This window comes from Massilia aurea, assembly GCF_024753205.1.
Taxonomy (GTDB): Bacteria; Pseudomonadota; Gammaproteobacteria; order Burkholderiales; family Burkholderiaceae_D; genus Telluria; species Telluria aurea.
Window position 1 is genome coordinate 778,979 of the sequence record NZ_JANUGZ010000004.1, and the last position, 20,916, is coordinate 799,894.

Consider the following 20,916-nt stretch of genomic DNA (forward strand, 5'->3'; position numbering starts at 1 on the left):
CCGATGTTCCACATTAAATCACTCGAACTGGTCCACTGGGATTACTGGCAGCGGATCAAGAACATCCCGCTCGACGCCAAGATCATCACGATCGCCGGCCAGAACGGCTCGGGCAAGACCACGCTGCTCGACGCGATGCGCACGCTGTTCGGGCTCGATTGCTCGATGGGTCGCACCTATAAACACTATGCGCGCCACTCGGGCCAGCAAAGCGCCTGGCTGCGCGCTGTCGTCGACAACAAGCCGGTAGGCCGCCAGTTGTCGAACCGGCCGTTTCGCCATTCGGGCTTTTTCGCCGACGATGAAGTCACGCTCTTTTGCCAGGTGCAGAAGAACGGCGGCGACTGGAAACGCCAGTACCTGATGCGTCCCGGGAACGTCGAGATCGAGGAAGTGACCGAAGCGACCGACTGGCTGGGCGTGGAAAACTACCGCAAGCGCCTGGCGTCGGCCGGCCTGTCGCCGGCGATGTCGAAAGTGCTGGCGCTCGAGCAGGGCGAAACCGACAAGCTGTGCGAATACGCGCCGCGCCAGTTGCTTGATCTGGTGTTCCAGGTCTTCGGCGACAAGGAAGTGCTGGATGCCTACGACGAAGCCAAGCGCCACCAGCGCGACACCGAGACGGAGCTGAAACGCTTCGAGGCCGAGCTGGAAGCCTCGCGCACCAATCTCGAAGGCTTGCGCCTGCGCGTGGCCAACCACCATCAGTGGTCCGACCTGCACAAGGAAAAGCGCGAGCTGCACGAAGAAGTGCTGCCGGCGCTGCAGTACCACGAAGCGCGCGAGAAAGCGCTCCTGGTCTCGCGCACGCTGCGCGAAGCAAAAAAGCCGCTGGTCCAGGCTGACGGCCAACTGGCCGAGAAACGCAGCCAGCTGGCCAGTCAGCAGCGCGCGCTGACCGAAGCGCAGAAGCAGGAAACGCAGCTCGAGCAGGAGGGCGGCGAACTTGCCCGCCGCCTGACCGAAGTAAACACGCGCCTGAAACCGCTGGAAAGCCTGCTGGAACAGCGCGACCGCCTGCAAAAGCTGTCGGCCGATGCCGGCGCCGACATCGCCGAAGTGGGCAAGCAGCTGGGCGAGAAAGAAGCCGAGCTGGCGCGCCAGAAGAGCGCGCGCGAGGCCGTGTCGACGAAGATCGCGGGCGAGCTGGCGACGATCTCCCAGTTGCAGGGCAAGAGCGCGATGCCGGAACCCGAAGCGCAGCGCCTGATGCGCCGCGCACTGCGCGACGAAGGCATCGCGCACGCCATGCTGTCGGACATCGTCGAAGTGACCGATCCGAAGTGGCAGGGCGCGGTCGAAGGTGTACTCGGTGGTTACGCATCGGTCGTGCTGCTCGAAAAAGCGTCGGATGCCGCCAACGCCTACCGCCTGGCCGAGAAGGAGCGCTACCGCCACTTCATCGTGCCCGACTGTGTGACGGCGCCGGTCGTGAAAGATGACAGCCTGCTGTCGGTAGTGAGCTTTTCTGGCAAGGCGCCGGGCTGGCTGATCGACCAGCTAGAGCGCATCGTGCGCGTCGATTCGGTCGACGACGGCTTCAAGAGCCGCTCGGATGAGTGGATCACGCCGGACGCCTACCACCGCGAACGCCGCGGTGGTCGCTCGCTGTTCGTCGAAGCATCGCGCTATCGCTTTGGCGCCGCCGGCAAGACGCAGCGCCTGGAAGCCATCCAGAAATCGCTGCCGGCGCTGGAACAGAAGGAAGACGCGCTGACGCTGGCGATCTCGAAGCTGGCCGCCGAAGTGGGCGGCCTGAAGGCGCGCATTGCGGGCGTGGATGCGGCCAAGGAACTGTCGGCCCGTCAGGAAGAATTCGAGGAAGCCGCGCGCGCACTGGCGCCGCTCAAAGCCGAACGGATGGAAGTGGGCGCGCGCCTGGGCGAGCTGCAAACGCTGAGCAAGAACGCCACTGTCGCGCGCACCCGCGCCGACACCGTGTGGCAGAACGCGCGCATGGCGCTGTCGGAAGCCGAGGCGGGCATGCGCCTGAACCATCGCCGCCAGATCGACCAGCGCACCGAGCACGCCAAAGCGCTGCTGGAATTGCGCCGCAGCTGGCGCGCCGTGCCGGGCGCGTGGAAGAATCCGGGCTGGCGGGGCGACCTTGTGGCCAAACACCAGAATGCGCACCAGGTCAATCTGCGCCTGGGGTCTCTTGAAGGGTCGCTGGCGCGTGACGACTGGGAACTCGACCCGACGGTGATCGACCAGTACGCGCGCCTGCATGACCAGCTCGAAAGTCGCCAGACGGAAACCGAAGAGCGCCGCTACCAGAACAACCGCGCGATCGAAGCGACCGGCAATGCGCGCGGCGCCTACATCGAGCGCCTGCGCTATACGATCAAGACCTATACCAAGAACATCCGCGAACTGGGTGGCCTGGCCGGGATCGATGTACAGGCCGATCCGGTGCGGCTCGAGAACGACGACGTGCAACTGTCGCAGGCCGGCCTGCACGTGCGCTTCAAGTTCGACGGCAAGGACCAGATCGGGATGAACGACGGCGAAGCGTCGGGCGGCCAGCAGGTCATGAAGTCGCTGGTGCTGCTGATTGGTCTGCTCAAGTCCGAAGAAGGCTCGGGCGGCTTCGTGTTCATCGATGAACCGTTTGCCCACCTGGATATCCGCAACATCCAGCTGGTCGGCGAGTTCCTGAAGAACACCGATGCCCAGTACCTGATGACGACCCCGCTGACGCACAACACGGACGTCTACGACCCGTCGGAACTGACGCTCATCACGAGCAAGAAGAAGAAGGACCAGCAGTGGGCGCAGCCGATCTTCGTGCTGCAGCGCCGGAAGGAAGACGCGAAGGCGGCTTGATGAAAAAAAGGGATCCGATGTGGATCCCTTTTTTTTAGGCTCTGTCACCATATTGTGTTGGTACAATGATTTTCCTCGTGTTGACGCGGCGGACTTGCAATGAAACAGAAGGACTTCAAACGGCTTACTGAGATGCTCGGCAATCTTAGCCCTACCCAGCTGCGCAACGTGTCGCAGAGGGTGGATGAGCTGAATGGCAAACGAGAGGTGCAGGACCTTACGGACAAGCGAGTCGCGTCACTTGCGGGGTGCGCGCTTTGCGGTCACCCTGAGTTCGCTCGATGAGGGCGCACCGGCACGGGAGACCAGCGCTACCGGTGCGGCGGTTGCCGCAAGACCTTTACCAGCCTTACCGGCACGCCCTTTAGCCGCGTGCACGATAAGGCGAAGCTCTTGGAGAATGCCGCTTGCATGAAGGACGTGCTCAGCGTGCGAGATACAGCTGACCGCCTGGGCGTGCACCGTAACACCGCATTCCGATACCGTCACCTCATGATGCCACTGCTTGAGAAGCATCAGCCTGGTGAGCTGCTAGGCGTAGCCGAAGCTGATGAGGCATTCTTTCGACGCTCATACAAAGGGCAGAAGCGAGGCCTGCCAAGACCAGCGCATAAACGCGGTACGCCGGCGAGCAAGCGGGGCATCTCCCGTGAACAGGTTGCCGTACTCACTGCTGTGGCCCGGGGCTCGCGCGACAGCTTCATGGTGGTCCTGCCCTCGGTTCCGAGCGCTGCAACGGTAGGCGCTGCTCTTGGACCCGTGCTGAAGCGCGACACCGTCTTGGTTTCGGACTCCGCGAGCGCGTACAAGACAGCCGCGAAGGCGCTGGGCATCGTACTGCGCCAGATTCCGCGCGGCACGCATAAGTTGGGGCCGTACCACATTCAGAACGTCAACGCACTCCACAGCCGAATAAAAGCGTCGATGCGGCCCTTCCGAGGTGTCGCGACGAAGAACCTACCGTTCTACTTGGCCTGGTTCCGCTTTTTCGACCGCCGCGGCGGAACCGCGAAACCGTACCACTTCCTACTCGACGCTATTGGCGTACCAACTGGCGCCAACGACGACTGATGCAAGGGTATTCAACGCGAAAAGAACCATTCCGTGAATTCGTCAGCAACCTCAGGAGTCATCTCGAGCACGGCCGCCGCTACATTGCCAAATCCTTTGGCAGCGGCAACCGCCGAGAGTGCGCAAGCTAGGAAGTCCCCATCCCATTCGCGAGCGGACGCTTGAGCAACCAAGCCCGGGAGCGCTGCGAGCGCTGCAGAATAAGCGACCTGCAAATCTTCTGGTATCGGGACTTGTTTCTCCTGTCGCCAGGTCTCTACAACGGCAGGGAATTGGAAGTAGGTCGAGTCAGCGGTTAAGGGAGCAGTTGCCAGTGCCCGCACCACATGGGGCACTGCCGCGAACGATGCAGTGTAAACGTCGTTTTGATGAGCAAGGGCACTCCACAGGGAAAACCAGGGCTCCTGGTCGCCGACAGCCGAAGGAATCGAATCGAGCTTCCGGAGGAGGTCCGGGATGTCGGATGCGTGGCCGTAAGCGTGTTCAAGCTCGCCCCACCTCGAACTGTCGAGGGGGAGGCACGGAAGGTCGGAGGCTGTAGTCATGGTTTTAATAGAATGCGAGGCAAGGAGGTTAGTTTATCAAGTCCTTCGCACGCCGCCACGGTTGTCGCCAAGGCAGCAGACGGGCGAGAATCGAATCACCAACACAGTTTAGTGACAGAGCCTTTTTTTATGCCTGCAAGCTCTCGCGCTTGGCCCGCCGCCGCCAGCGCAGCAGCCCGGCCGAATAGCAGGCGAAGTAGCCACTGGTCAGACCCACGCACAGCATGGTCAGCGGGCTGTCGCTCAGCTGGGGCGTGGGCAAGCCCTTGCCCTGGTTGGCGTAGATCTCGACGCCGATGTACAGGATGCGGGCCACCAGGATCATCGCCATCACCAGGCCCAGACGGGCGTTCGGCGTGAAGAAGTAACCCTCGGGCGTGGCCTCGAAACGTGACAGCTTCAGGCCCCACACGCCGTAGCCGATACCGCCGACGGCGCCCACCAGCAGCGCCGCCAGGTTGTACGGGCTGGCGAATAGCTGCGCCGCCGGCACCAGGATCATCGCGCCAAACACCAGGATGCCCGTGTAATGGCGCTGGTAGATCGAGCGCTGGCGCAGCATCTGCTTCTTGATGCGCGCGTAGATGCGCCAGACCAGCAGCGGGGTCAGGACGAGCAGGGCCAGGGTGGTGATCGAAAGTTCCATGGGGACGGTCAGCAGGCGGTGTTCAGAAAGACCGCATTGTAGCCCACTGCCGGCGCGCGCCGCGCCGCAGGAGCGCATGCTAAGGTGGTCCAATCAGCCAATCGAGGAGGACCGCATCATGCAAGCAGCCCATACCGCGCAATCAGCGCCGCCGTTTTCCATCCACGCCCATCGCGCGCCCGATCCGGCACCCGTCGACGATCCGATGCCCGATCCGTTCGAGGCGCCGCATCCGCATCCGCACCACCAGCCGGGCCATCTGCCACACGATGACGAGCCGGTGCCCGATCCGAACCCCAGCTGACGCAGGTTGGCGGCGGGTGCTACCATGCAGCATTGCCGCTTTACTGTTGGACGCAATGAAACACCGACTTTTCCTGTTTGACCTCGACGACACCCTGCTCGATTTCCGGGCTTCCGAACAAGCTTCCTTCCAGCGCACGATGGCGCACCTCGATCTGCGTGAGGGCCTCGATGTCCTGTTCGCGCAGTACCAGATGACCAACGTCGCGCTGTGGCGCCTCTTTGAACAGGGCGCCGTGTCGAAGGACTTCCTGCGCATTGAACGCTTTCGCAAGACCTTCGCCGACAACGGGATCGACCTCGATCCACACGTTGCCAGCGATGTGTACAGCGAATCCCTTGCCGATACCGTCGTGCTGGTCGATGGCGCCGTAGCGCTGTGCGAAACGCTGGCCTGCATCGGCGAAGTAGGCATCATCACCAACGGCGCGCACGCGATCCAGCACCGGCGCATCGCCAGCTCGGGCCTGGCCCCGTCGCTGTCGTTCGTCGCCACGTCCGAAGCCTGCGGCTTCGCCAAGCCGGACATCCGCTTCTTCGAATACACCAGCAAGATGGCGCGCACCTTCACCAAGCCCGATACGGTGATCGTGGGCGATCGCCTGGACGCTGACATCCTTGGCGCGAACCGCTTCGGCATTGACAGCGTCTGGTTCAATCCAGGCCGTCTGGCCAACGAATCGCTCGCCATTCCCACCTGCGAAGTCGACAGCCTGCACGCCGTCGACGCCTCATTGCGCGGCCTGGCCCTCGCCTGAATCGGCGCCGGTGGCGCTGAAGGCTGCGCCGGACACCCGGTTGCGGCCCGCGGCCTTGGCCTGGTAGAGCTGCATGTCCGCGCGCACGACCAGGTCGGCGGTGCTCAATGACTCCTTGCCGCCAGGCTCGAAGGAGGCCACGCCGAGACTGGCCGTGACGTTCTCGAAGGGCGATTCCACGTGCACGATAGAGAGGCCAAGAATATCCTGGCGCATGCGCTCGGCAACGGCCAGTGCGCCATGCAGATCGGTCGCCGGGAGGATGATGGCGAATTCTTCGCCGCCGTAGCGGGCTGGCAGGTCGCCGGTGCGATTCAGGCTGGCGGCCAGCACGCCGCCCACGCCCTGCAGGCAGGCGTCACCGGCAGGATGGCCGTAATGGTCGTTGTACTTCTTGAAGTAGTCGATGTCGAGCAGGATCAGCGCCAGCGGCGCATTGCTGCGCTGCGCGCGGCGCCATTCATGGTCCAGCATGTCATCGAAGCGGCGCCGGTTGGCCAGTTGCGTGAGCTTGTCGGTGTGCGCCAGTTCGTGCAGCCCCAGGTTGTCGCGCTGCAGGTCTTCGGAATAGGCGCGCAGGGTCTGGTCGAGCCGGTCGCGGATTGCGATCTGCCGCACCAGCTTGCGCCCGAACAGCGTGAACAGCGCCGCGATCAGCAGCGTGACCGCGCCAATCAAAAAGCTCGAGCGCTTCCAGTCGCCCAGCAGCTCGTCCTTGGTCTGGCCGACGGCGATCACGAATGGAAAGCGGTCGAGCCGGCGATAGCTGTACAGGCGCTCGATCTTGTCGATCGAGGCGGTCAGGAACTCGGCGCCGGCCGACTTGTTGCGGATCGCCTGGAACACCGCGCCATGCGACAGGTTGGTGCCGATGATCTTCTCGTCGAACGGGCGCCGGTAGACCACGGTGCCGTCGCCCAGCGCCAGCAGCACTGTGCCGGTGCGGCCGACATCGAGGTCGTCGTAGATCTGTTCGAAGAAGTTGACCTTCAGCGTGACCAGCACGACGCCGGCAAAGCTGCCGTCGGCATGGTCGATGCGGCGCGACACCGGCAATATCCAGATGCCGCTCGAGCGGCTGCGCACCGGATGGGCCACGTGGATGCCACGCCCCGGATGCTCGCGGTGGTACTGAAAATACGCGCGGTCGGCATTGTTTGCCATGACCGGCTGGTCCAGCGACGTGGCCAGCCAAGCGCCATCTTCGCCATACACGAAGATGCCGTGCAGTTCGGGTGTCGTGTGGGTCAGGTCGACCAGGTGCGCCTGCAACCGCGCCAGCGCCGCGGGGCGCGTGCCATCGTGTTCGACGCGCTCGGCGACGTTGGCCAGCGCCATGCTCGTGGTCTTCATGGCCGATTCGACCTGGGCCCCGACCATGCGCGCGACATTGCTGGTGGCGACCGTGGTCTGCGCGATCTGCGCCTGGCGCGTCGTCTCGATAAACCACGCGGCAAAGGCCACCAGCAGGATGCAGGCCAGTACCGTCGCCGCGACCACGAAGCGCACCACGGGCCTGCGCTTGCTGGACAAGCGCAGAAAATCGAGGGCCGGATTGTCGTTGGATGGTGTCAATGCGCCTGCGCTCCATGGAATGGGACCGGGGATGCACGTCGCCCTGCATGATGCATGCTCTCCCGAACGTATTGTGCCACCGGCGTCGATGGTATGGCGCAAGCCGGCGTGCCTGGCCGGGCGGTGCATTCATGAGGGAGCGTCATATCCCCCATGCGCGAATCGGCCTTACTCTCGCGCGCCAGCAAGGCTATAGTGAGTGCTGGTAGATTCACCCAGTGCCGCCGCGCCTTTGCGTGACCTGCGGCCCTGCGGCCATCCCGCTACATCAAGTAAACAAGCAAGACCACCACAAGGATTCCCATGACTGTCAAAGCCTATGGCGCCCACGCGCCCGACCAAGCCCTCGAATCGATGGACATCACGCGCCGCGCACCTGGCGCGCACGACGTGCAGATCGCGATCGACTTCTGCGGCGTCTGCCACTCCGACCTGCACACCGTGCGCGGCGAATGGGCCGGCTCACAGTTTCCCTGCGTGCCAGGCCACGAGATCGTTGGCCGTGTGTCGGCCATCGGCGCCCACGTCACGAAGCACAAGGTCGGTGACCTGGTCGGTGTCGGCTGCATGGTCGACTCGTGCAAGGCGTGCGCCGATTGCGGCGAAGGCCTGGAAAACTATTGCGACAATATGGTCGGCACCTACAATGGGCCAACCCCGGATGCACCGGGCCACACGCTGGGCGGCTACTCCGAACAGATCGTCGTGCACGAGCGCTTCGTGCTGCGCGTGACGCACCCGCAAGAGCAGCTGGCCGCCGTGGCGCCGCTGCTGTGCGCCGGCATCACCGTCTGGTCGCCGCTGCGCCACTGGAACGCGGGTCCCGGCAAGAAGGTCGGCATCGTCGGCATCGGTGGTCTGGGCCACATGGGCATCAAGCTGGCCCACGCCATGGGCGCACACGTCGTGGCCTTCACGACGTCGGCATCTAAGCGCGACGATGCGCTGGCGCTGGGCGCCGATGAAGTCGTGATCTCGAAGGATGCCGACGCCATGGCGGCGCAGGCCAAGACCCTCGACCTGATCATCAACACGGTGGCTGCGCCGCACGACCTGGACGCGTTCCTGCAGATCCTCAAGCGTGACGGCACCATGGTGCTGGTCGGCGCGCCGGATTCGCCGCATCCGTCGCCACAGGTATTCAGCCTGATCATGAAGCGCCGCGCGATCGCCGGTTCGATGATCGGCGGGATCCCTGAAACCCAGGAGATGCTCGACTTCTGCGCCGAACACGGCATCGTGTCGGACATCGAGATGATCCGCGCCGACGAGATCAACGGCGCCTACGAGCGCATGCTCAAGGGTGACGTCAAGTACCGCTTCGTGATCGACAGCGCCACGCTGGCCGCGTAAGTTTTCTTCGGCCCCGTCGCGGGCCGCGTCTCTCCGCTCCTCCTGCGCCCCCGGTGCAGGAGGAGCGTTTGTTTTCCACTCTTGCCTTCACTATGAATCCAACCATTTCCGTCGCTTGCGACAGCAAGTCGGCCGCGCCCGCGGCGTGGGGCGCCGTGCTGGCGATGTCGCTTGCCGCCTTTGCCCTCGTCGCGTCCGAATTCATGCCGGTCAGCCTGCTCACGCCACTGGCGGCCGACCTGCGCATCACCGAAGGGCAGGCCGGGCAGTCGATTGCCATTTCCGGCGCGTTCGCGCTCCTGACCAGTCTATGCCTGACGTCGGTCGTGGGGCGGCTCGACCGCAAGACGCTGCTACTGGCGCTGACCGGCCTGATGATCGCCTCGGGCACCGTGGCCGCGTTTGCGCCGAACTATCCGCTGTTCATGGTCGGCCGCGCGCTGATCGGCGTGGCCATCGGCGGCTTCTGGTCGATGTCGGCGGCCACCGCGATGCGCCTGGTGCCCACGGCCGACGTGCCGCGCGCGCTGGCCATCCTCAATGGCGGCAATGCGCTGGCCACGGTGATTGCCGCGCCAGCGGGCAGTTACCTGGGCGGGGTGATCGGCTGGCGCGGCGCCTTCTTTTGCCTGGTGCCGGTGGCGACGCTGGCGCTGGCCTGGCTCTGGTTCAGCCTTCCGGCGCTGCGCCCCGAGAACCGGCAGGCGCCGGCCAGCATGTTCGCGTTGTTGAAGCGCCCCGCGGTGTGCCTGGGCATGGCGGCGGCAAGCCTGTTCTTCATGGGGCAGTTCGCGCTGTTTACGTATTTGCGGCCGTTCCTTGAAACCGTCACCCGCGTGGATGTCTCGACGCTGTCGCTGATGCTGTTGGTGCTGGGTGTGGCCGGATTCATCGGCACAACGCTGATCGGCTCCGTGCTCAAGGCGCGCATGTACCCGGTCCTGATCGCGATCCCGCTCATCATGGCGGCGATCGCGGCGGCGCTGCTCGTTGTCGGCCAGTCAGTGGCGGCAACGACGGTGCTGCTGGCCATCTGGGGACTGGTGGCGACGGCGGCGCCGGTGGGCTGGTGGACCTGGCTGGCGCGCACGTTGCCACGCGATGCCGAAGCTGGCGGTGGCCTGATGGTCGCGGTGGTGCAGCTGGCGATCATGCTCGGTGCCACCGGTGGTGGTCTGCTGTTCGACGCCAGCGGCCATGGCGCCACGTTTGGGTTCAGCGCCGCCGTGCTGGTCGCGGCCAGCTTGCTGGCATTGCTGGCGGCGCGCGCGGGCCGCGTCGTTCAGCCCCTGTAGTTCATTCGGTATAACGTAGCGCGTCGATCACGAGGCCCAGCGCGCGCGACGAATGGCGCCGGCTCGGGTAGTAGGCGTGCAGGCCGGGAAAGCTGGGACACCAGTCTTCCATCACGCTGACCAGGCGCCCGGCCTCTACATGCGGCGCGATCAGGCTCTCGGGCAGGAAGGTCACGCCCACGCCATCGAGCGCCGCAGCGAGCATGTGATGGACGTTGGTAAACACCGCCTGGCCGCGCACGCGCGCCTCAATGGGCTGGCCATCATGCAGCAGCTCCCACGCATACAGCCCGCCGCTGCTGGCCAGCCGCAGATTGATGCAGTTGTGCGTCATGAGATCCTGCAGCGAGGCCGGCGCCGGCCGGCGCGCGAAGTAGGCGGGCGCGCCGACGATCCGCATCGGCACGTCGGCCGTCAGGCGCACGGCGATCATGTCCTTTTCTACCTGGTCGCCATGGCGCACGCCGATGTCGAAGCGCTCGGCCGCGATGTCCACCAGGCGGTAGTCCGAGCTGATTTCGATGTGCAGCTCGGGATACTGCGGCAGCAGTGGGGCGATGCGCGGCCAGAGCACCGTGTCAATCACGTGGTCAATCGCGGTGATGCGCACGGTGCCGGCGGGCTTGTCGCCCAGGTCGGTGATGGCCGTGATCTCGGCATCGATTTCTTCCAGCCGCGGCCCCACGTTCTGCAGAAGGCGCTCGCCCGCTTCGGTGGGCGAGACACTGCGCGTCGTGCGCGTGAGCAGGCGCACGCCCAGGCGCTCCTCGAGCCCCCGCACGATGTGGCTGAGGGCCGACTGGCTCATGCCCAGCTTGGCGGCGGCGCGCGTGAAGCTGCGCTCGCGCGCAACGGCGATGAAGACGAGGATATCGTTGATGTTGTCGCGGGCCATGCGGGATCAAGCCTGATCGGCCTCGCCGCCGCTGCGGGTGCTGCGCAGCCAGTCGCTGCCCTTGCCAGCCAGCGCCGTATCGATGACACCCTGCGGCAGGCTGTAGACGGTGGCCCAGGTGGCGCGCCCGTCGATATCGTTGGACGGGAAGCTGGTGGTCTCGATCGGCCAGTGGTACTTGCGTTTCAGCGCGCGCACGATCGCGGCCAGCGTGACGCGCCCGCGCAGCGGTTCGCTGCCGGCCTGGTCGGCATTCGACAACAGCACGGCGAGCACTGCGCCGCGTGCGGTGCGTGGGCCGGGAAAGATGGGATGTTTGCTTGCCATGGCCAGATTCTACCCGGCCAGCGCAAAGTTCGCGCCGCGCGGCAGGCGGTTCGCGCCGCCCGGGCACTGCTTCGTCGCACGGGATGCCGCGGCGCCCGGCGCGTCCGCACAATGCATGCACCTTCTACCTGTTACGGAGTCCGCCATGCTGATCCAGATCCTGACCCACACGCCCCTGTATGTCTGGGCCATCCTCGCGTTCCTGCTCTGGCGCGGCGTCGCCGAGATGCGCGATCGCGAACTGACGCTGCGCCGGATGCTGATCCTGCCGCTGGTGATGCTGGGATTGTCGCTGAACGATATGGCGCTCAAGTTCGACATGGGAATGGTGCTGGTAGCCGCCTGGGTCACCGGCTGTGCGGCGGCGATGCTGCTGGCCTGGCGGTTCGGCCGCACGCGCATCGCAGCCGGTACGGCGCCGGACTGCGTGCTGGTGCGTGGCAGCGTGATGCCATTGATCCTGATGCTGGCGATTTTTCTGACAAAGTACATCACGTCGGTCGTGCTGGTGATCCAGCCGCAGCTGGCGCACCAGCTGGCGGTGGCCGCGACGATCTGCCTGGTGTTCGGTGTGTTCAACGGGGTGCTGCTGGGCCGCCTGGTGCGCATGGCGGGCGCCGTGGGACAGCAGCGGGCAGGGTTGCCCGCTGCTGTTTAGACCAGCTTAGTCAAACGCCCACGAATAGAGAATATCGAGTGCGCTGTTGGTCCCGGTCTGGAACTGCAGCGAGATACGCGGCGTGAGCTTGTAGCGCAGGCGCACCAGGCTCGATGCGGTGCTGGTGCCTTGCTCGAAGCTCAGGTAAGCACGCTGCGAGATGCGCTTGCCGACCGTGACCACGGTGCTTTCCAGTCCCGAACCATCGCCGCCGCCAGTGCCCTGTTTCAGGCCCAGTTCATCCACGCCCAGCGAGTTGGCGATCTTCGACTGGATGCCGCCGGTGCCGCCGCTGCCGCCCAGCAGGGCGCCGGCAGCTGCCGCCAGCACGCCTTTCTGGTCGCCGCTGGCTGCTTCCATGCCCTGGCCCAGCACGAGCCACGACAGCTTGTCGCTGTCGGACACGTTCGGCGTCGACACCAGCCGTGCCGTCGGCGATTGCGCCGTGCCGCGCACCTGCACGCCGGCTTCGACGTTGGTCTCGGACAGCTGCTCGCCCTCAGGGCGCTTGCGCACCGCGAGGATGTCGAGCGACGGGTTGTCGTAAGGGCCGCTGAAGGTCATCACGGCGCGTTCGATCGACAGGTTCTGGCCATACGCGGCGTAGGTGCCGTTCAGCGCGCGGATGGTGCCGTTGATGCGCGGCTGGCCACTGCCCGTCATGCGCACGCGGGCGGTGCCGGCCAGGTAGGCGTCGATGCCCATCGCGCGGATGTGGAAGTCGTCGCCCAGATCGGCGGCCAGGTCCACCGTCAGCGGTACTTCCTTCTCGCTGGTTTTTGGTGTTGGCTTGGTGGTGGCGCGGCCCAGCACGATGACGTCGTCCGAAATCGTCGGCGTGCCTTGCGGCGCGAATTCGATCAGGGCGCGGTCGGCGCGGAATTTGCCTTCCAGTGCGAAGCGGCTGGCGTCGCGCACGAGCGACGCCTGGCCGCTCAGGATCACGGTGCGGTCCGGGCGCGACAGGGCTTCGAGCCTGTCCATGTTCAGGCGAATGTCCATCGTCGGCGCGCCGTCCGCGAAGCGCACGTAGCCGCTGGCGGCGGCGCCGCCCTGGCGGCCCTGGAACGACAGCTTCTCGATGCGCAGCTGGTCGCCGCCAAGCAGTGCGCGCAGTTCGCCGTTGCGCAGGTTCACGCCCTGTTCGGCCCAGCGCACGCCCAGCTTGTCGCCATCGAGATTGCCGTTCAGGCTAGGCTTGCCGATCGTGCCGCCACCCGTCATCGCCACGCGCAGCGCGCCGTCGAGTTCCAGGCCCGGCTGGCCAGCCAGCGCTGCGAGCCAGGCGATCGACGGGATATTGGCATTGGCCGTCATACGCAGCGGGCTGGCGCTCTCCAGGCGACCGTTGATCATCTGCGCGTTGGCGTCGATCTTGGCCACGCCGGTGCGGGCGCCGTCCAGGTCCAGGTTCACGCGCAGGCTGCTGCCCACCACTTCGGCGCGCGCTTCCAGCTGGCGCAGGCCAAGCGGCACGGGCGTGTCGCCACCGACGATGGCGTCGCCCTTTTCGCGGAACACGCGCACATTGCCGGCCAGCGAAGGCGCAGCGCCTGGTGCCTGCGGCGCGCGCATGTCGACCGACCAGGCAGCGCCCAGCGTCAGGTCGCCGCGTGCGTTGTCGGCCAGCGCTGGCGAGAACTGCGCCAGGTAGGTCAGCGGCACATTGTCGGCATGGCCGCGGCTGGCCCAGCGCGGGCCGTCCTTGGTCAGCGCGTCGACCGTGATGCTGCCGTTCGGCAGGGCGATCACGGCGCCATTGAAGGCGATGCGCTCCGGGCTGGCCAGGCCAGCGAGACCGACGCCTGGTGCGCCGCCGATCGTCAACGGCACCGGCTTTTGCAGGTTCATCGCATAGCGGCCACGGTTCTGCAGCGCGGCCAGCGTGCCGCTCCAGGTGTCCTTCGAGAAGGCGCCACGCAGTTCGGCATTGGCATCGAACGCATCGCCCAGCGCCGACAGGCGCAGCGTGTGCGCGCCGCGGGTGCCGTCGGTTTTCAGGCGTACGGACGCCACGCGCGTGTCGCCGTTGACGTAGTCGAGCACCTCGACATCGGTCACCATTGGGTCGCTCGCGCCGCGGCCGGAACCGAGGTTGGCGCTGGCTTTCAGTGAGCGCACCGTGTGCGTGCCCATAGCGCGCAGGTTCTGGCCGGCGATGGTCGCCGTGAGCGATGGCGTGTCGGCGGTGCCGGACAGGACGCCCGAGCCGCGCAGCACGCCGCCGTACTCGGGGCCGAACGCGGCCAGCTGCGGCGCATCGATGCGCCAGTTGAGCGCATCGCGCGCGGCACCAAAACTGCCGGTGGCAGCGATGACGTTCGGCCCCACGTGCAGGTCGACGTTGGCGTCGGACACGTGGCGGCGGTCTGCTGCCAGGCGCGCATGGCCCCAGAACGGCGAATTGGCCAGCGTCGAGTCGACCACCTTGAGGTCGAGCGCGCCGCGCCAGTCGGCGCCGGCACGGCCACTGCCGGTAAAGGTCGAGTTGATATTGCCGGCGAGTGGCGAACCGAAGGCGGCCGGGTTGAAGCGTTCGGTCGCGCCGGTGGCCTTGACTTCGACCACACGTGCATCCTCGGGGCCGCCCAGCCAGGCTTCACCCTGGGCACGCACGACGCCGCTGTTGTTCTTGCGCTGGGCATCGACCCAGCCCAGGTTGCGCGCGTTGACGTCGAACGTCGTGCGCGGCGCCGCCATGGTGCCCGTGACGACGCCGTTGGCCACCACCGCGCCATACAGGTCGGCGCGCACGGCGGCGAGCTGGCGGCCGTCCAGGCGCCATTGCAGGCGGTCGCCGGCGCCGCCGAACGCGCCTTTCAGGTCGACCGTGTTCTGGCCCAGCGCCAGGTTGGCGTCGATGCCGGCAAAGCGCTTGGCGTCGGCCGTGAGTTTGCCCTTGCCGCTGAGCGGCTGGTTCATCAGGCGGCTCTGGCGCACGGCGAAGTCGGCGTCGACCTTCCACGCGGGCGTGAGGACGCCGGCAGCATTGACCGTGGCGTTGATGTCGGCCGCGGGCAGGTCGCCGAATTCGGATGGGTCGAAGCGGCTGGCGTTGGCCGTGGCCTTGAAGGCCTGGTCGCCTTCGAGGTTCATGGTGCCGCTGGCCGTGACGCTGCCGCGTCCTGCGCGCAGCGTCGCTTCACGCAGCGTGGCCACATTGTTTTCCAGCGTGGCCAGTGCCGTCAGGCGCAGGCCGGCGTCGATCAGGTTCGCCTCGAGCGTCTGGCGCGTCGCTTCGTTGGTGACCGCGATATCGCCCTTGATCGCCGTCGGCTTCATGGCCGAATGCACTTCGCGCAGGTTGAAGCGGTCGGTGTGCAGCGCAAAGCGCGCGGTGCCGATGCCTTCTTCGTCCTTGGTACGCTGCACGCCGCCGGTGCCGGTGAATTTGCCGGCCGCGCCGAAGTCGAGCAGCACGTTCGAGACGTTCAGCGCTGACAGGTTGCCGCCCAGTTGGCCGCGCGCTGCGCGCAGCGGCAGGCGTTGCTGGTCGATCGTGCCTTCCGGCCCGGTATTGGTGATGTCGACGCTGCCGCTGATATTGCGTTGTTCGTCCAGCTTGCCGGCCACTGCAAAGGTCAGGTCAGCCGTCGGCAGGGCAGGGTTGAAGAAGCCCGGATCGACGTTGCGGCCATTGATACGCAGCGCGCGCAGCGGGATCTCGGCGTACGGCGCCAGCGTGAAGTGAGCGTCGCCGATGGCGCGCCCGGCGGTGCCGGTGGCGTCGATCTGCGTGGCGTTCTGGATGTCGCCGCCAACCTTGATCTGCAACTGCGCGGCGCGTGCGCCGGCGCTGGCCTGCGATTGCGTCAGGCTGCCGGTGGCGTCGATCTTGAAGGGACGGGCCGCGCCGACAGTGGCATTGGCGGCGACCTGGCCCCATGGCGTGGCCGCCGTTGCGTTCTGCACGACCCAGCTGCGCTTGTCGCCCTTGGCGCGCGCGCGAATATTGTCGATGCGCGTTTCGGCGCCGCCGATGTTCACCATCGTCATATTGGCCAGGCGAGCGTCGTCGACCTCGATGCGGAATGGCGGGGCCAGGCTGGTCGGGAGCACGGACGGCTCGTCGGTTTCCTTCAGCGTCTGCATGCGCACGCTGGCGGCCCACAGCTGGTCGATCAGGATGCCGCCCGACAGCACCTGGCCCGGCGACCAGTCGATGTCGATCTTGTTGGCGGTGATGACCTGTTCGTCGGTGCGCCAGATCAGGCGTTCGATGTGCATCTTGCCGTACAGGCTGCCACTCACGCCCGTGAGCGTGAGTTTGCCGCCGGTGGCGCTGGCAACGCGCTGGGCGATCATCTGCAGGGTGGTTTCGCGGCCCAGGTACCAGAGCGTGCCGCCGACGATGACGCCGGTGGCGACAAGGCCGATCGCGACGCGGCGCGGCCAGCGGCGTTGGTTGGTTTGGGGTTGATCAGGCGTCGGCGCCGGGGTGTTTTCAGGTGTATCCATCAGAACGTGAATCCGAGTGAGAAGTGCAGGCGCGCCTTGCGCACCGCATGGCCGTAGGCCAGGTCGACATTGATCGGACCGACCGGGCTGCGCCAGCGCGCGCCCACGCCGTAGCCCGACTTGGGATTGAGGTCGCCGAACTTGTCGGCGGCATTGCCGACGTCATAGAACACGGCCACGCCCCAGGGCGGCTTGAACCAGTACTGGTATTCGGCGCTGGCGGTGGCCAGGTAGCGCCCGCCCACGGTGGCGCCGTTTTCCTGCACACCCAGCTCCTGGTAGCCGTAGCCGCGCACCGACTGGTCGCCGCCGGCGCGGAACAGGAAGGTGCTCGGCACGCCGAGCTTCTCTTTCGAGGCCACGGCGCCGGTTTCGCCGCGCAGGATCAGCGTGCCGGCCGGGCCCAGCGGCTTGTAGTAGATGCCGCGCAGGTACATGCGCAGGAATTTCTCGTCCGTCAGGATCGGCAGAACGGCGCCGCCGAGCTGCGCATTGACCACATAACCGTTGGTCGGCAGGATCAGGCTGTCGAGCTTGCGCTTCGTGATGCTGTAGGTGAGCGGCAGGCTTTTGGTGCGGGTGGGTTCGAGGCCTTGCACTTCGCGTTCTTCGGTCAGCGCTTCGAGCGTCACGCTTTGCTCCAGCAGCGGCGAGCCCCAGGCGCGGCGCGCGGCGACGCTGGCCAGCGTGGTCAGTTCGCCGCGCAGGTCTTCGCGTTCGACACCGGCGCTGATGCTGTCGTTGTAGCCTTTGGCCGTGGTTGGCCAGAACAGTTCGCCCTTGGCGGTCTGGCGCTTCTGTTCGTAGATCAGGTCGCTCTTGAAGCGCTTGCCGAACACGTTCAGGTCGTCGTAGCTCAGCTGCGCGCGGCCGCCCGTGTCGGTCGAAAAGCCCACACCGGCCTCGACGTTCTTCTGCTTGTTTTCGGTCACGCGCACGATCACCGGCAGCGTGGTCGGGCCGGTCGCCGGTTCCGGCGTGGCCGGGTTGGCGTCGCTGTCGGCGTCTTCCTTGATGTCGGCGATTTCGGCATTGAGCACGGCGCGCATGTCGGCGCTCACTTCGACACTGGCGAAGTAGCCGGTGTCCTGCACGCGCGATTGCAGCGCCTGCAGCGCGGCTTCGCTGTACTGGTCACCCGGATTGATCTTGTTGAGGTTGGTGATGACCTCGGCCGGATAACGCTTCAGGCCGCGGATACGCAGATTCCCGAAGCGCATCTCGGGGCCCGAATCGATCACCACGCGCAGCAGCGCGCGGCGCGAATCCGGATCGACGGTCGCGCTGGTTTCGACCAGGCGCGCGCGCGGAAAGCGGCTTTGCGCGATGTCGCGCACGAGGCCTTTCTTGGCGCCTTCCCAGTCGGACTGGCGGAACTGGCTGCCCACCGGCAGCGTCCAGCGATTACGCAGGGCGCCGGCGTCGAAGGGTGCGCCGCCTTCTTCAAAAGCGGCGAAGCCCTGCAGCACCAGGTCGACATCACCGACCAGCACCGGCTGGCCCGGATCGACGATCACGCGCGCGACCGGCCGTGCACCGCTGGTATCCAGGCCAACCGAGACTTTCGGTGAGTAATAACCCTCGGTGGCGATCAGGCTGGTGGCTTGCGCCGGCGCTTCTTTGACGAGGCGTTGCAGCTGGTCGATGTCGACGCGCGAATTGCCGCGCCAGCGCATCAGGTCGAGGTTCTCTTCAAGCAGCGTCTCGAGCGCGCGCGGTGCGTCGATGCGCACCGTGTAATCGACGCCCGTCGTACTTTGCGCATAGACAGTGGTGGCAAACACGAATGCGCCGACACCCAGCAGGGAGCGTTGCAACAGCGGAGGAAGTGTGCGCTGGCGGGGACCCTTGCGCGGGTGGGGATTCGATCGTGACAACGTGACGCTCCATTGGGTGACTCGTTCGCATCTTAACTGATTGGCAAAGTCGATGGCGGACGTGAAATGTTGCGCGCGCGCGTCTGGACAAACACGGCTTTATCGGCCACGGTGCCCGCGATCTGTGCCAGAATTGACGGTTGACCCCTGCCTTTTTACCTTCTTTTACCACCATGACCATCCTCTCTACCGATACCGCGCTCGTCCTGTTCAGCGGCGGCCAAGACTCCACCACTTGCCTGGCCTGGGCGCTGCAGCGCTATGCGCGGGTCGAGACGATCGGCTTCGATTATGGCCAGCGCCATGCGATCGAACTGGCCGTGCGCCCCGGCGTGCTGGCCAAGCTGCGCGCGCTCAATCCCGACTGGGACACGCGCCTGGGCGAGGATCACATGATCGACCTGTCCCTGATTTCCAAAATCTCCGACACGGCCTTGACCAGCAATGTCGCGATCGAGATGCAGGAAAACGGTTTGCCGAATACGTTTGTCCCGGGCCGCAACCTGATGTTCATGACGGTGGCGGCCACGGTGGCCTATCGGCGCGGACTGAACGTGCTGGTGGGCGGGATGTGCGAGACGGATTTCTCGGGCTACCCCGATTGCCGCGACGACACGATGAAGGCGCTGCAGGTGGCGCTGAACCTGGGCATGGCCACACGGCTCAAGGTGGAGACCCCGCTGATGTGGATCGACAAGGCCCAGACCTGGGAACTGGCGGAGCAGGAGGGTGGCGCAGCGCTGGTCGATCTGATCCGCTTCGATACGCACACCTGCTACCTGGGTGAGCGGGGCGAGGCGCATGCCTGGGGCCACGGCTGCGGCACGTGTCCGGCGTGCGCCCTGCGTGCGCGGGGTTACGCGCAGTACGTGGCGCGCTAGGCTGTTACGCTGCCGCGGCCTTGTCCAGCGTGACCGGGCGCGGCCGGCGCATGGCGTACCACACGAGCGCCACGACAACCACCAGCGGCAGCAGCAGCGGCGACATCGCCAGCGCCAGCACGAGTGCGCCGATCGCCAGCGAGCCGATCAGGATCACGCCGACCCCGGCAAACACCACCGCCAGCACTGCCACCGTGATCACCGAGATGAACACGGCCAGCAGCATGCCGCCACCCGTGAACAGCGTGGCGAGCAGGAAGCCCAGCGGGCCGTCGATCTGGTCGCCATCGAGATTGACCGTCATGTCGCCGCTCCAGTCGAACAGATTCCACAGCATGGCGGCAAACAGGAACAGGATGACGTAGGGGGCGTATTTTTTCATGGCAGTCCTCGTGAATGGTTGGGTTGAGCGTGTCGGTCTTGCATGCTCAAACTGTAGGCGCGGCGCACGTGCGCTGCCACTCGCGTGCGACAGGCTGCATGTTTAACGGGATGAAATGTGCATGCGCCGGGTCGGGCAGAATCGCTGCCAATTCCAACCTTGTAATCACGGCAGCGTTTCCTATACTGACAGCCTGCTCTGTTTCAGGGGGACCCCATGTACGCTGTGCCCAACGCCTTCCACGACCTGGCCCGCGCGTCCGGTGGACCGAAGGATCCGCCCTCGGCGCCACCGGCCATTCCGCCCATCATCATCACGCCGTTCAACCGCGATACGCCGGCGCCCAACGGCGATCCGCGCCCGATCCCCGTTGGCCCGCCGATCATGCCACCACCCGGCCCGTCGTGGCGCTGTCCGCGCATCGTCGATGATTGTCCGGCTTAGTTACCGACTATTTCAGTCAATCGCTCGCGGCAGTGGCGTGCGGCCTTTTTCATGGGGCCGGTTTCCTCTATGATCGTGGTTTTGGGCGCGCAAGCGCCGAGGACACCGACCCATGAACGACCAGATGCTGGACCCCGACAGCGACGACGGCAGCGAGGACACCGGCCCCGTGCAGCAACCCCGGCTGTGGCAGGGCAATGGCTGGACCGCGCGCGTGATCAAGAACGACGACGATGAAGGCTGGGCCGTGGCAATGTACAAGGATGGCGAGCCCGAACCGGCGCTGGTTGGTCCCTGGACCATGGGCCGCGACAAGAAGAACCCGAAGCCGCTCGACACCAATGCCTTCAACACGCTGATCAAGACGGCGTCCGAAGTCATTCGCCGCCACGAGCAGCACATGCACGCGATCCTGCACAAGAACCTGTACATCTTCACCGAGCAGGGCGAACTGAAGGTCACGCTCGATATCGTCCCGGACGACGACGACCCGTACGCGATGCTGGCCGCCACCGACGAGATGGGCGAGCAGGTTGCGCGCGTGCGCGTGGCGCCCACCTTCAAGCTCACGCCGAGTTCGGCGCAGGCCTGGGTCGAGAACGACTTCCGCGCGCCGCGCTAA

The 20,916-nt window shown here is 65.8% G+C and carries 16 protein-coding genes and 1 pseudogene; 10 read left to right on the forward strand and 7 right to left on the reverse strand.

Features of this window, described 5'->3' with window-relative positions; all coding sequences use genetic code 11:
• Positions 1-3: 3 nt before the first annotated feature.
• Together NX775_RS18550 and NX775_RS18555 are read left to right on the forward strand one after the other, a co-directional pair.
• Positions 4-2,826 (forward strand): ATP-binding protein, encoded by a 2,823-nt coding sequence (locus NX775_RS18550; protein ID WP_258837297.1) that lies wholly within the window; start codon positions 4-6, stop codon positions 2,824-2,826.
• Between the two features lie 99 nt (positions 2,827-2,925).
• A pseudogene (locus tag NX775_RS18555) lies at positions 2,926-3,897 on the forward strand (IS1595 family transposase).
• 672 nt (positions 3,898-4,569) lie between these two features.
• Here NX775_RS18555 and NX775_RS18560 read toward each other — a convergent pair.
• Positions 4,570-5,088, reverse strand: a complete 519-nt coding sequence (locus NX775_RS18560; protein ID WP_258837299.1) for a CcdC protein domain-containing protein — start codon at positions 5,086-5,088, stop codon at positions 4,570-4,572.
• A gap of 118 nt (positions 5,089-5,206) precedes the next feature.
• Between NX775_RS18560 and NX775_RS18565 the strand changes: the two genes are divergently transcribed.
• Positions 5,207-5,392 carry a hypothetical protein gene (locus tag NX775_RS18565; RefSeq protein WP_258837300.1) on the forward strand — a complete coding sequence of 62 codons (186 nt, stop codon included), beginning with the start codon at positions 5,207-5,209 and terminating at the stop codon, positions 5,390-5,392.
• A gap of 55 nt (positions 5,393-5,447) precedes the next feature.
• A complete protein-coding gene (locus NX775_RS18570) occupies positions 5,448-6,149 on the forward strand; it encodes a YjjG family noncanonical pyrimidine nucleotidase (RefSeq protein WP_258837301.1) in 702 nt (233 codons plus the stop codon).
• Here NX775_RS18570 and NX775_RS18575 read toward each other — a convergent pair.
• Positions 6,123-7,724 (reverse strand): GGDEF domain-containing protein, encoded by a 1,602-nt coding sequence (locus NX775_RS18575; RefSeq protein WP_258837302.1) that lies wholly within the window; start codon positions 7,722-7,724, stop codon positions 6,123-6,125. The genes NX775_RS18570 and NX775_RS18575 overlap by 27 nt on opposite strands.
• 303 nt (positions 7,725-8,027) lie before the next feature.
• Here NX775_RS18575 and NX775_RS18580 point away from each other — a divergent pair, with 303 nt between their 5' ends.
• Complete coding sequence (locus tag NX775_RS18580; RefSeq protein ID WP_258837303.1) at positions 8,028-9,077, forward strand: NAD(P)-dependent alcohol dehydrogenase; 1,050 nt, start codon at positions 8,028-8,030, stop codon at positions 9,075-9,077.
• 92 nt (positions 9,078-9,169) lie between these two features.
• Complete coding sequence (locus tag NX775_RS18585) at positions 9,170-10,372, forward strand: MFS transporter (RefSeq protein ID WP_258837304.1); 1,203 nt, start codon at positions 9,170-9,172, stop codon at positions 10,370-10,372.
• Position 10,373: 1 nt separating this feature from the next.
• Here NX775_RS18585 and NX775_RS18590 read toward each other — a convergent pair whose 3' ends face one another.
• Both NX775_RS18590 and NX775_RS18595 read right to left on the reverse strand, forming a co-directional pair.
• The gene (locus NX775_RS18590) at positions 10,374-11,267 is read right to left on the reverse strand and encodes a LysR family transcriptional regulator (protein WP_258837305.1); all 894 of its coding nucleotides are present in this window, start codon (positions 11,265-11,267) and stop codon (positions 10,374-10,376) included.
• 6 nt (positions 11,268-11,273) lie between these two features.
• Positions 11,274-11,594: a hypothetical protein gene (locus NX775_RS18595; RefSeq protein WP_183553958.1), complete on the reverse strand. Its 321-nt coding sequence runs from the start codon at positions 11,592-11,594 to the stop codon at positions 11,274-11,276.
• A gap of 145 nt (positions 11,595-11,739) precedes the next feature.
• On the opposite strand from NX775_RS18595, the gene NX775_RS18600 reads away from it, so the two are divergent.
• Positions 11,740-12,252, forward strand: a complete 513-nt coding sequence (locus NX775_RS18600) for a DUF6622 family protein (protein ID WP_258837306.1) — start codon at positions 11,740-11,742, stop codon at positions 12,250-12,252.
• Between the two features lie 6 nt (positions 12,253-12,258).
• On the opposite strand, the gene NX775_RS18605 is transcribed toward NX775_RS18600, so the two are convergent.
• Both NX775_RS18605 and NX775_RS18610 read right to left on the reverse strand, forming a co-directional pair.
• Positions 12,259-16,710, reverse strand: coding sequence for a translocation/assembly module TamB domain-containing protein (locus NX775_RS18605; RefSeq protein WP_258837307.1), 4,452 nt, complete (start codon positions 16,708-16,710; stop codon positions 12,259-12,261).
• Entirely contained in the window at positions 16,710-18,494 is a 1,785-nt protein-coding gene (locus NX775_RS18610) for an autotransporter assembly complex protein TamA (RefSeq protein WP_258837308.1), read from the reverse strand. The genes NX775_RS18605 and NX775_RS18610 overlap by 1 nt, the downstream gene beginning before the upstream one ends.
• A 266-nt stretch (positions 18,495-18,760) precedes the next feature.
• Here NX775_RS18610 and queC point away from each other — a divergent pair, with 266 nt between their 5' ends.
• Positions 18,761-19,468 carry a 7-cyano-7-deazaguanine synthase QueC gene (queC, locus tag NX775_RS18615; RefSeq protein WP_183553952.1) on the forward strand — a complete coding sequence of 236 codons (708 nt, stop codon included), beginning with the start codon at positions 18,761-18,763 and terminating at the stop codon, positions 19,466-19,468.
• Positions 19,469-19,472: 4 nt separating this feature from the next.
• Here queC and NX775_RS18620 read toward each other — a convergent pair whose 3' ends face one another.
• A complete protein-coding gene (locus tag NX775_RS18620; protein ID WP_258837309.1) occupies positions 19,473-19,850 on the reverse strand; it encodes a hypothetical protein in 378 nt (125 codons plus the stop codon).
• Positions 19,851-20,066: 216 nt separating this feature from the next.
• On the opposite strand from NX775_RS18620, the gene NX775_RS18625 reads away from it, so the two are divergent.
• Both NX775_RS18625 and NX775_RS18630 read left to right on the forward strand, forming a co-directional pair.
• Positions 20,067-20,294 (forward strand): hypothetical protein, encoded by a 228-nt coding sequence (locus NX775_RS18625; RefSeq protein ID WP_258837310.1) that lies wholly within the window; start codon positions 20,067-20,069, stop codon positions 20,292-20,294.
• A gap of 112 nt (positions 20,295-20,406) precedes the next feature.
• Positions 20,407-20,916 carry a hypothetical protein gene (locus NX775_RS18630; protein WP_229424703.1) on the forward strand — a complete coding sequence of 170 codons (510 nt, stop codon included), beginning with the start codon at positions 20,407-20,409 and terminating at the stop codon, positions 20,914-20,916.

Coding starts and splice junctions, on each gene's coding strand:
- NX775_RS18630 (WP_229424703.1), top strand. CDS start 20,407: ATGAACGACCAGATGCTGGACCCCGACAGCGACGACGGCAGCGAGGAC.
- NX775_RS18605 (WP_258837307.1), bottom strand. CDS start 16,710: ATGGATACACCTGAAAACACCCCGGCGCCGACGCCTGATCAACCCCAA.
- NX775_RS18565 (WP_258837300.1), top strand. CDS start 5,207: ATGCAAGCAGCCCATACCGCGCAATCAGCGCCGCCGTTTTCCATCCAC.
- NX775_RS18580 (WP_258837303.1), top strand. CDS start 8,028: ATGACTGTCAAAGCCTATGGCGCCCACGCGCCCGACCAAGCCCTCGAA.
- NX775_RS18620 (WP_258837309.1), bottom strand. CDS start 19,850: ATGAAAAAATACGCCCCCTACGTCATCCTGTTCCTGTTTGCCGCCATG.
- NX775_RS18590 (WP_258837305.1), bottom strand. CDS start 11,267: ATGGCCCGCGACAACATCAACGATATCCTCGTCTTCATCGCCGTTGCG.
- NX775_RS18595 (WP_183553958.1), bottom strand. CDS start 11,594: ATGGCAAGCAAACATCCCATCTTTCCCGGCCCACGCACCGCACGCGGC.
- NX775_RS18625 (WP_258837310.1), top strand. CDS start 20,067: ATGTACGCTGTGCCCAACGCCTTCCACGACCTGGCCCGCGCGTCCGGT.
- NX775_RS18585 (WP_258837304.1), top strand. CDS start 9,170: ATGAATCCAACCATTTCCGTCGCTTGCGACAGCAAGTCGGCCGCGCCC.
- NX775_RS18550 (WP_258837297.1), top strand. CDS start 4: ATGTTCCACATTAAATCACTCGAACTGGTCCACTGGGATTACTGGCAG.
- queC (WP_183553952.1), top strand. CDS start 18,761: ATGACCATCCTCTCTACCGATACCGCGCTCGTCCTGTTCAGCGGCGGC.
- NX775_RS18560 (WP_258837299.1), bottom strand. CDS start 5,088: ATGGAACTTTCGATCACCACCCTGGCCCTGCTCGTCCTGACCCCGCTG.
- NX775_RS18570 (WP_258837301.1), top strand. CDS start 5,448: ATGAAACACCGACTTTTCCTGTTTGACCTCGACGACACCCTGCTCGAT.
- NX775_RS18600 (WP_258837306.1), top strand. CDS start 11,740: ATGCTGATCCAGATCCTGACCCACACGCCCCTGTATGTCTGGGCCATC.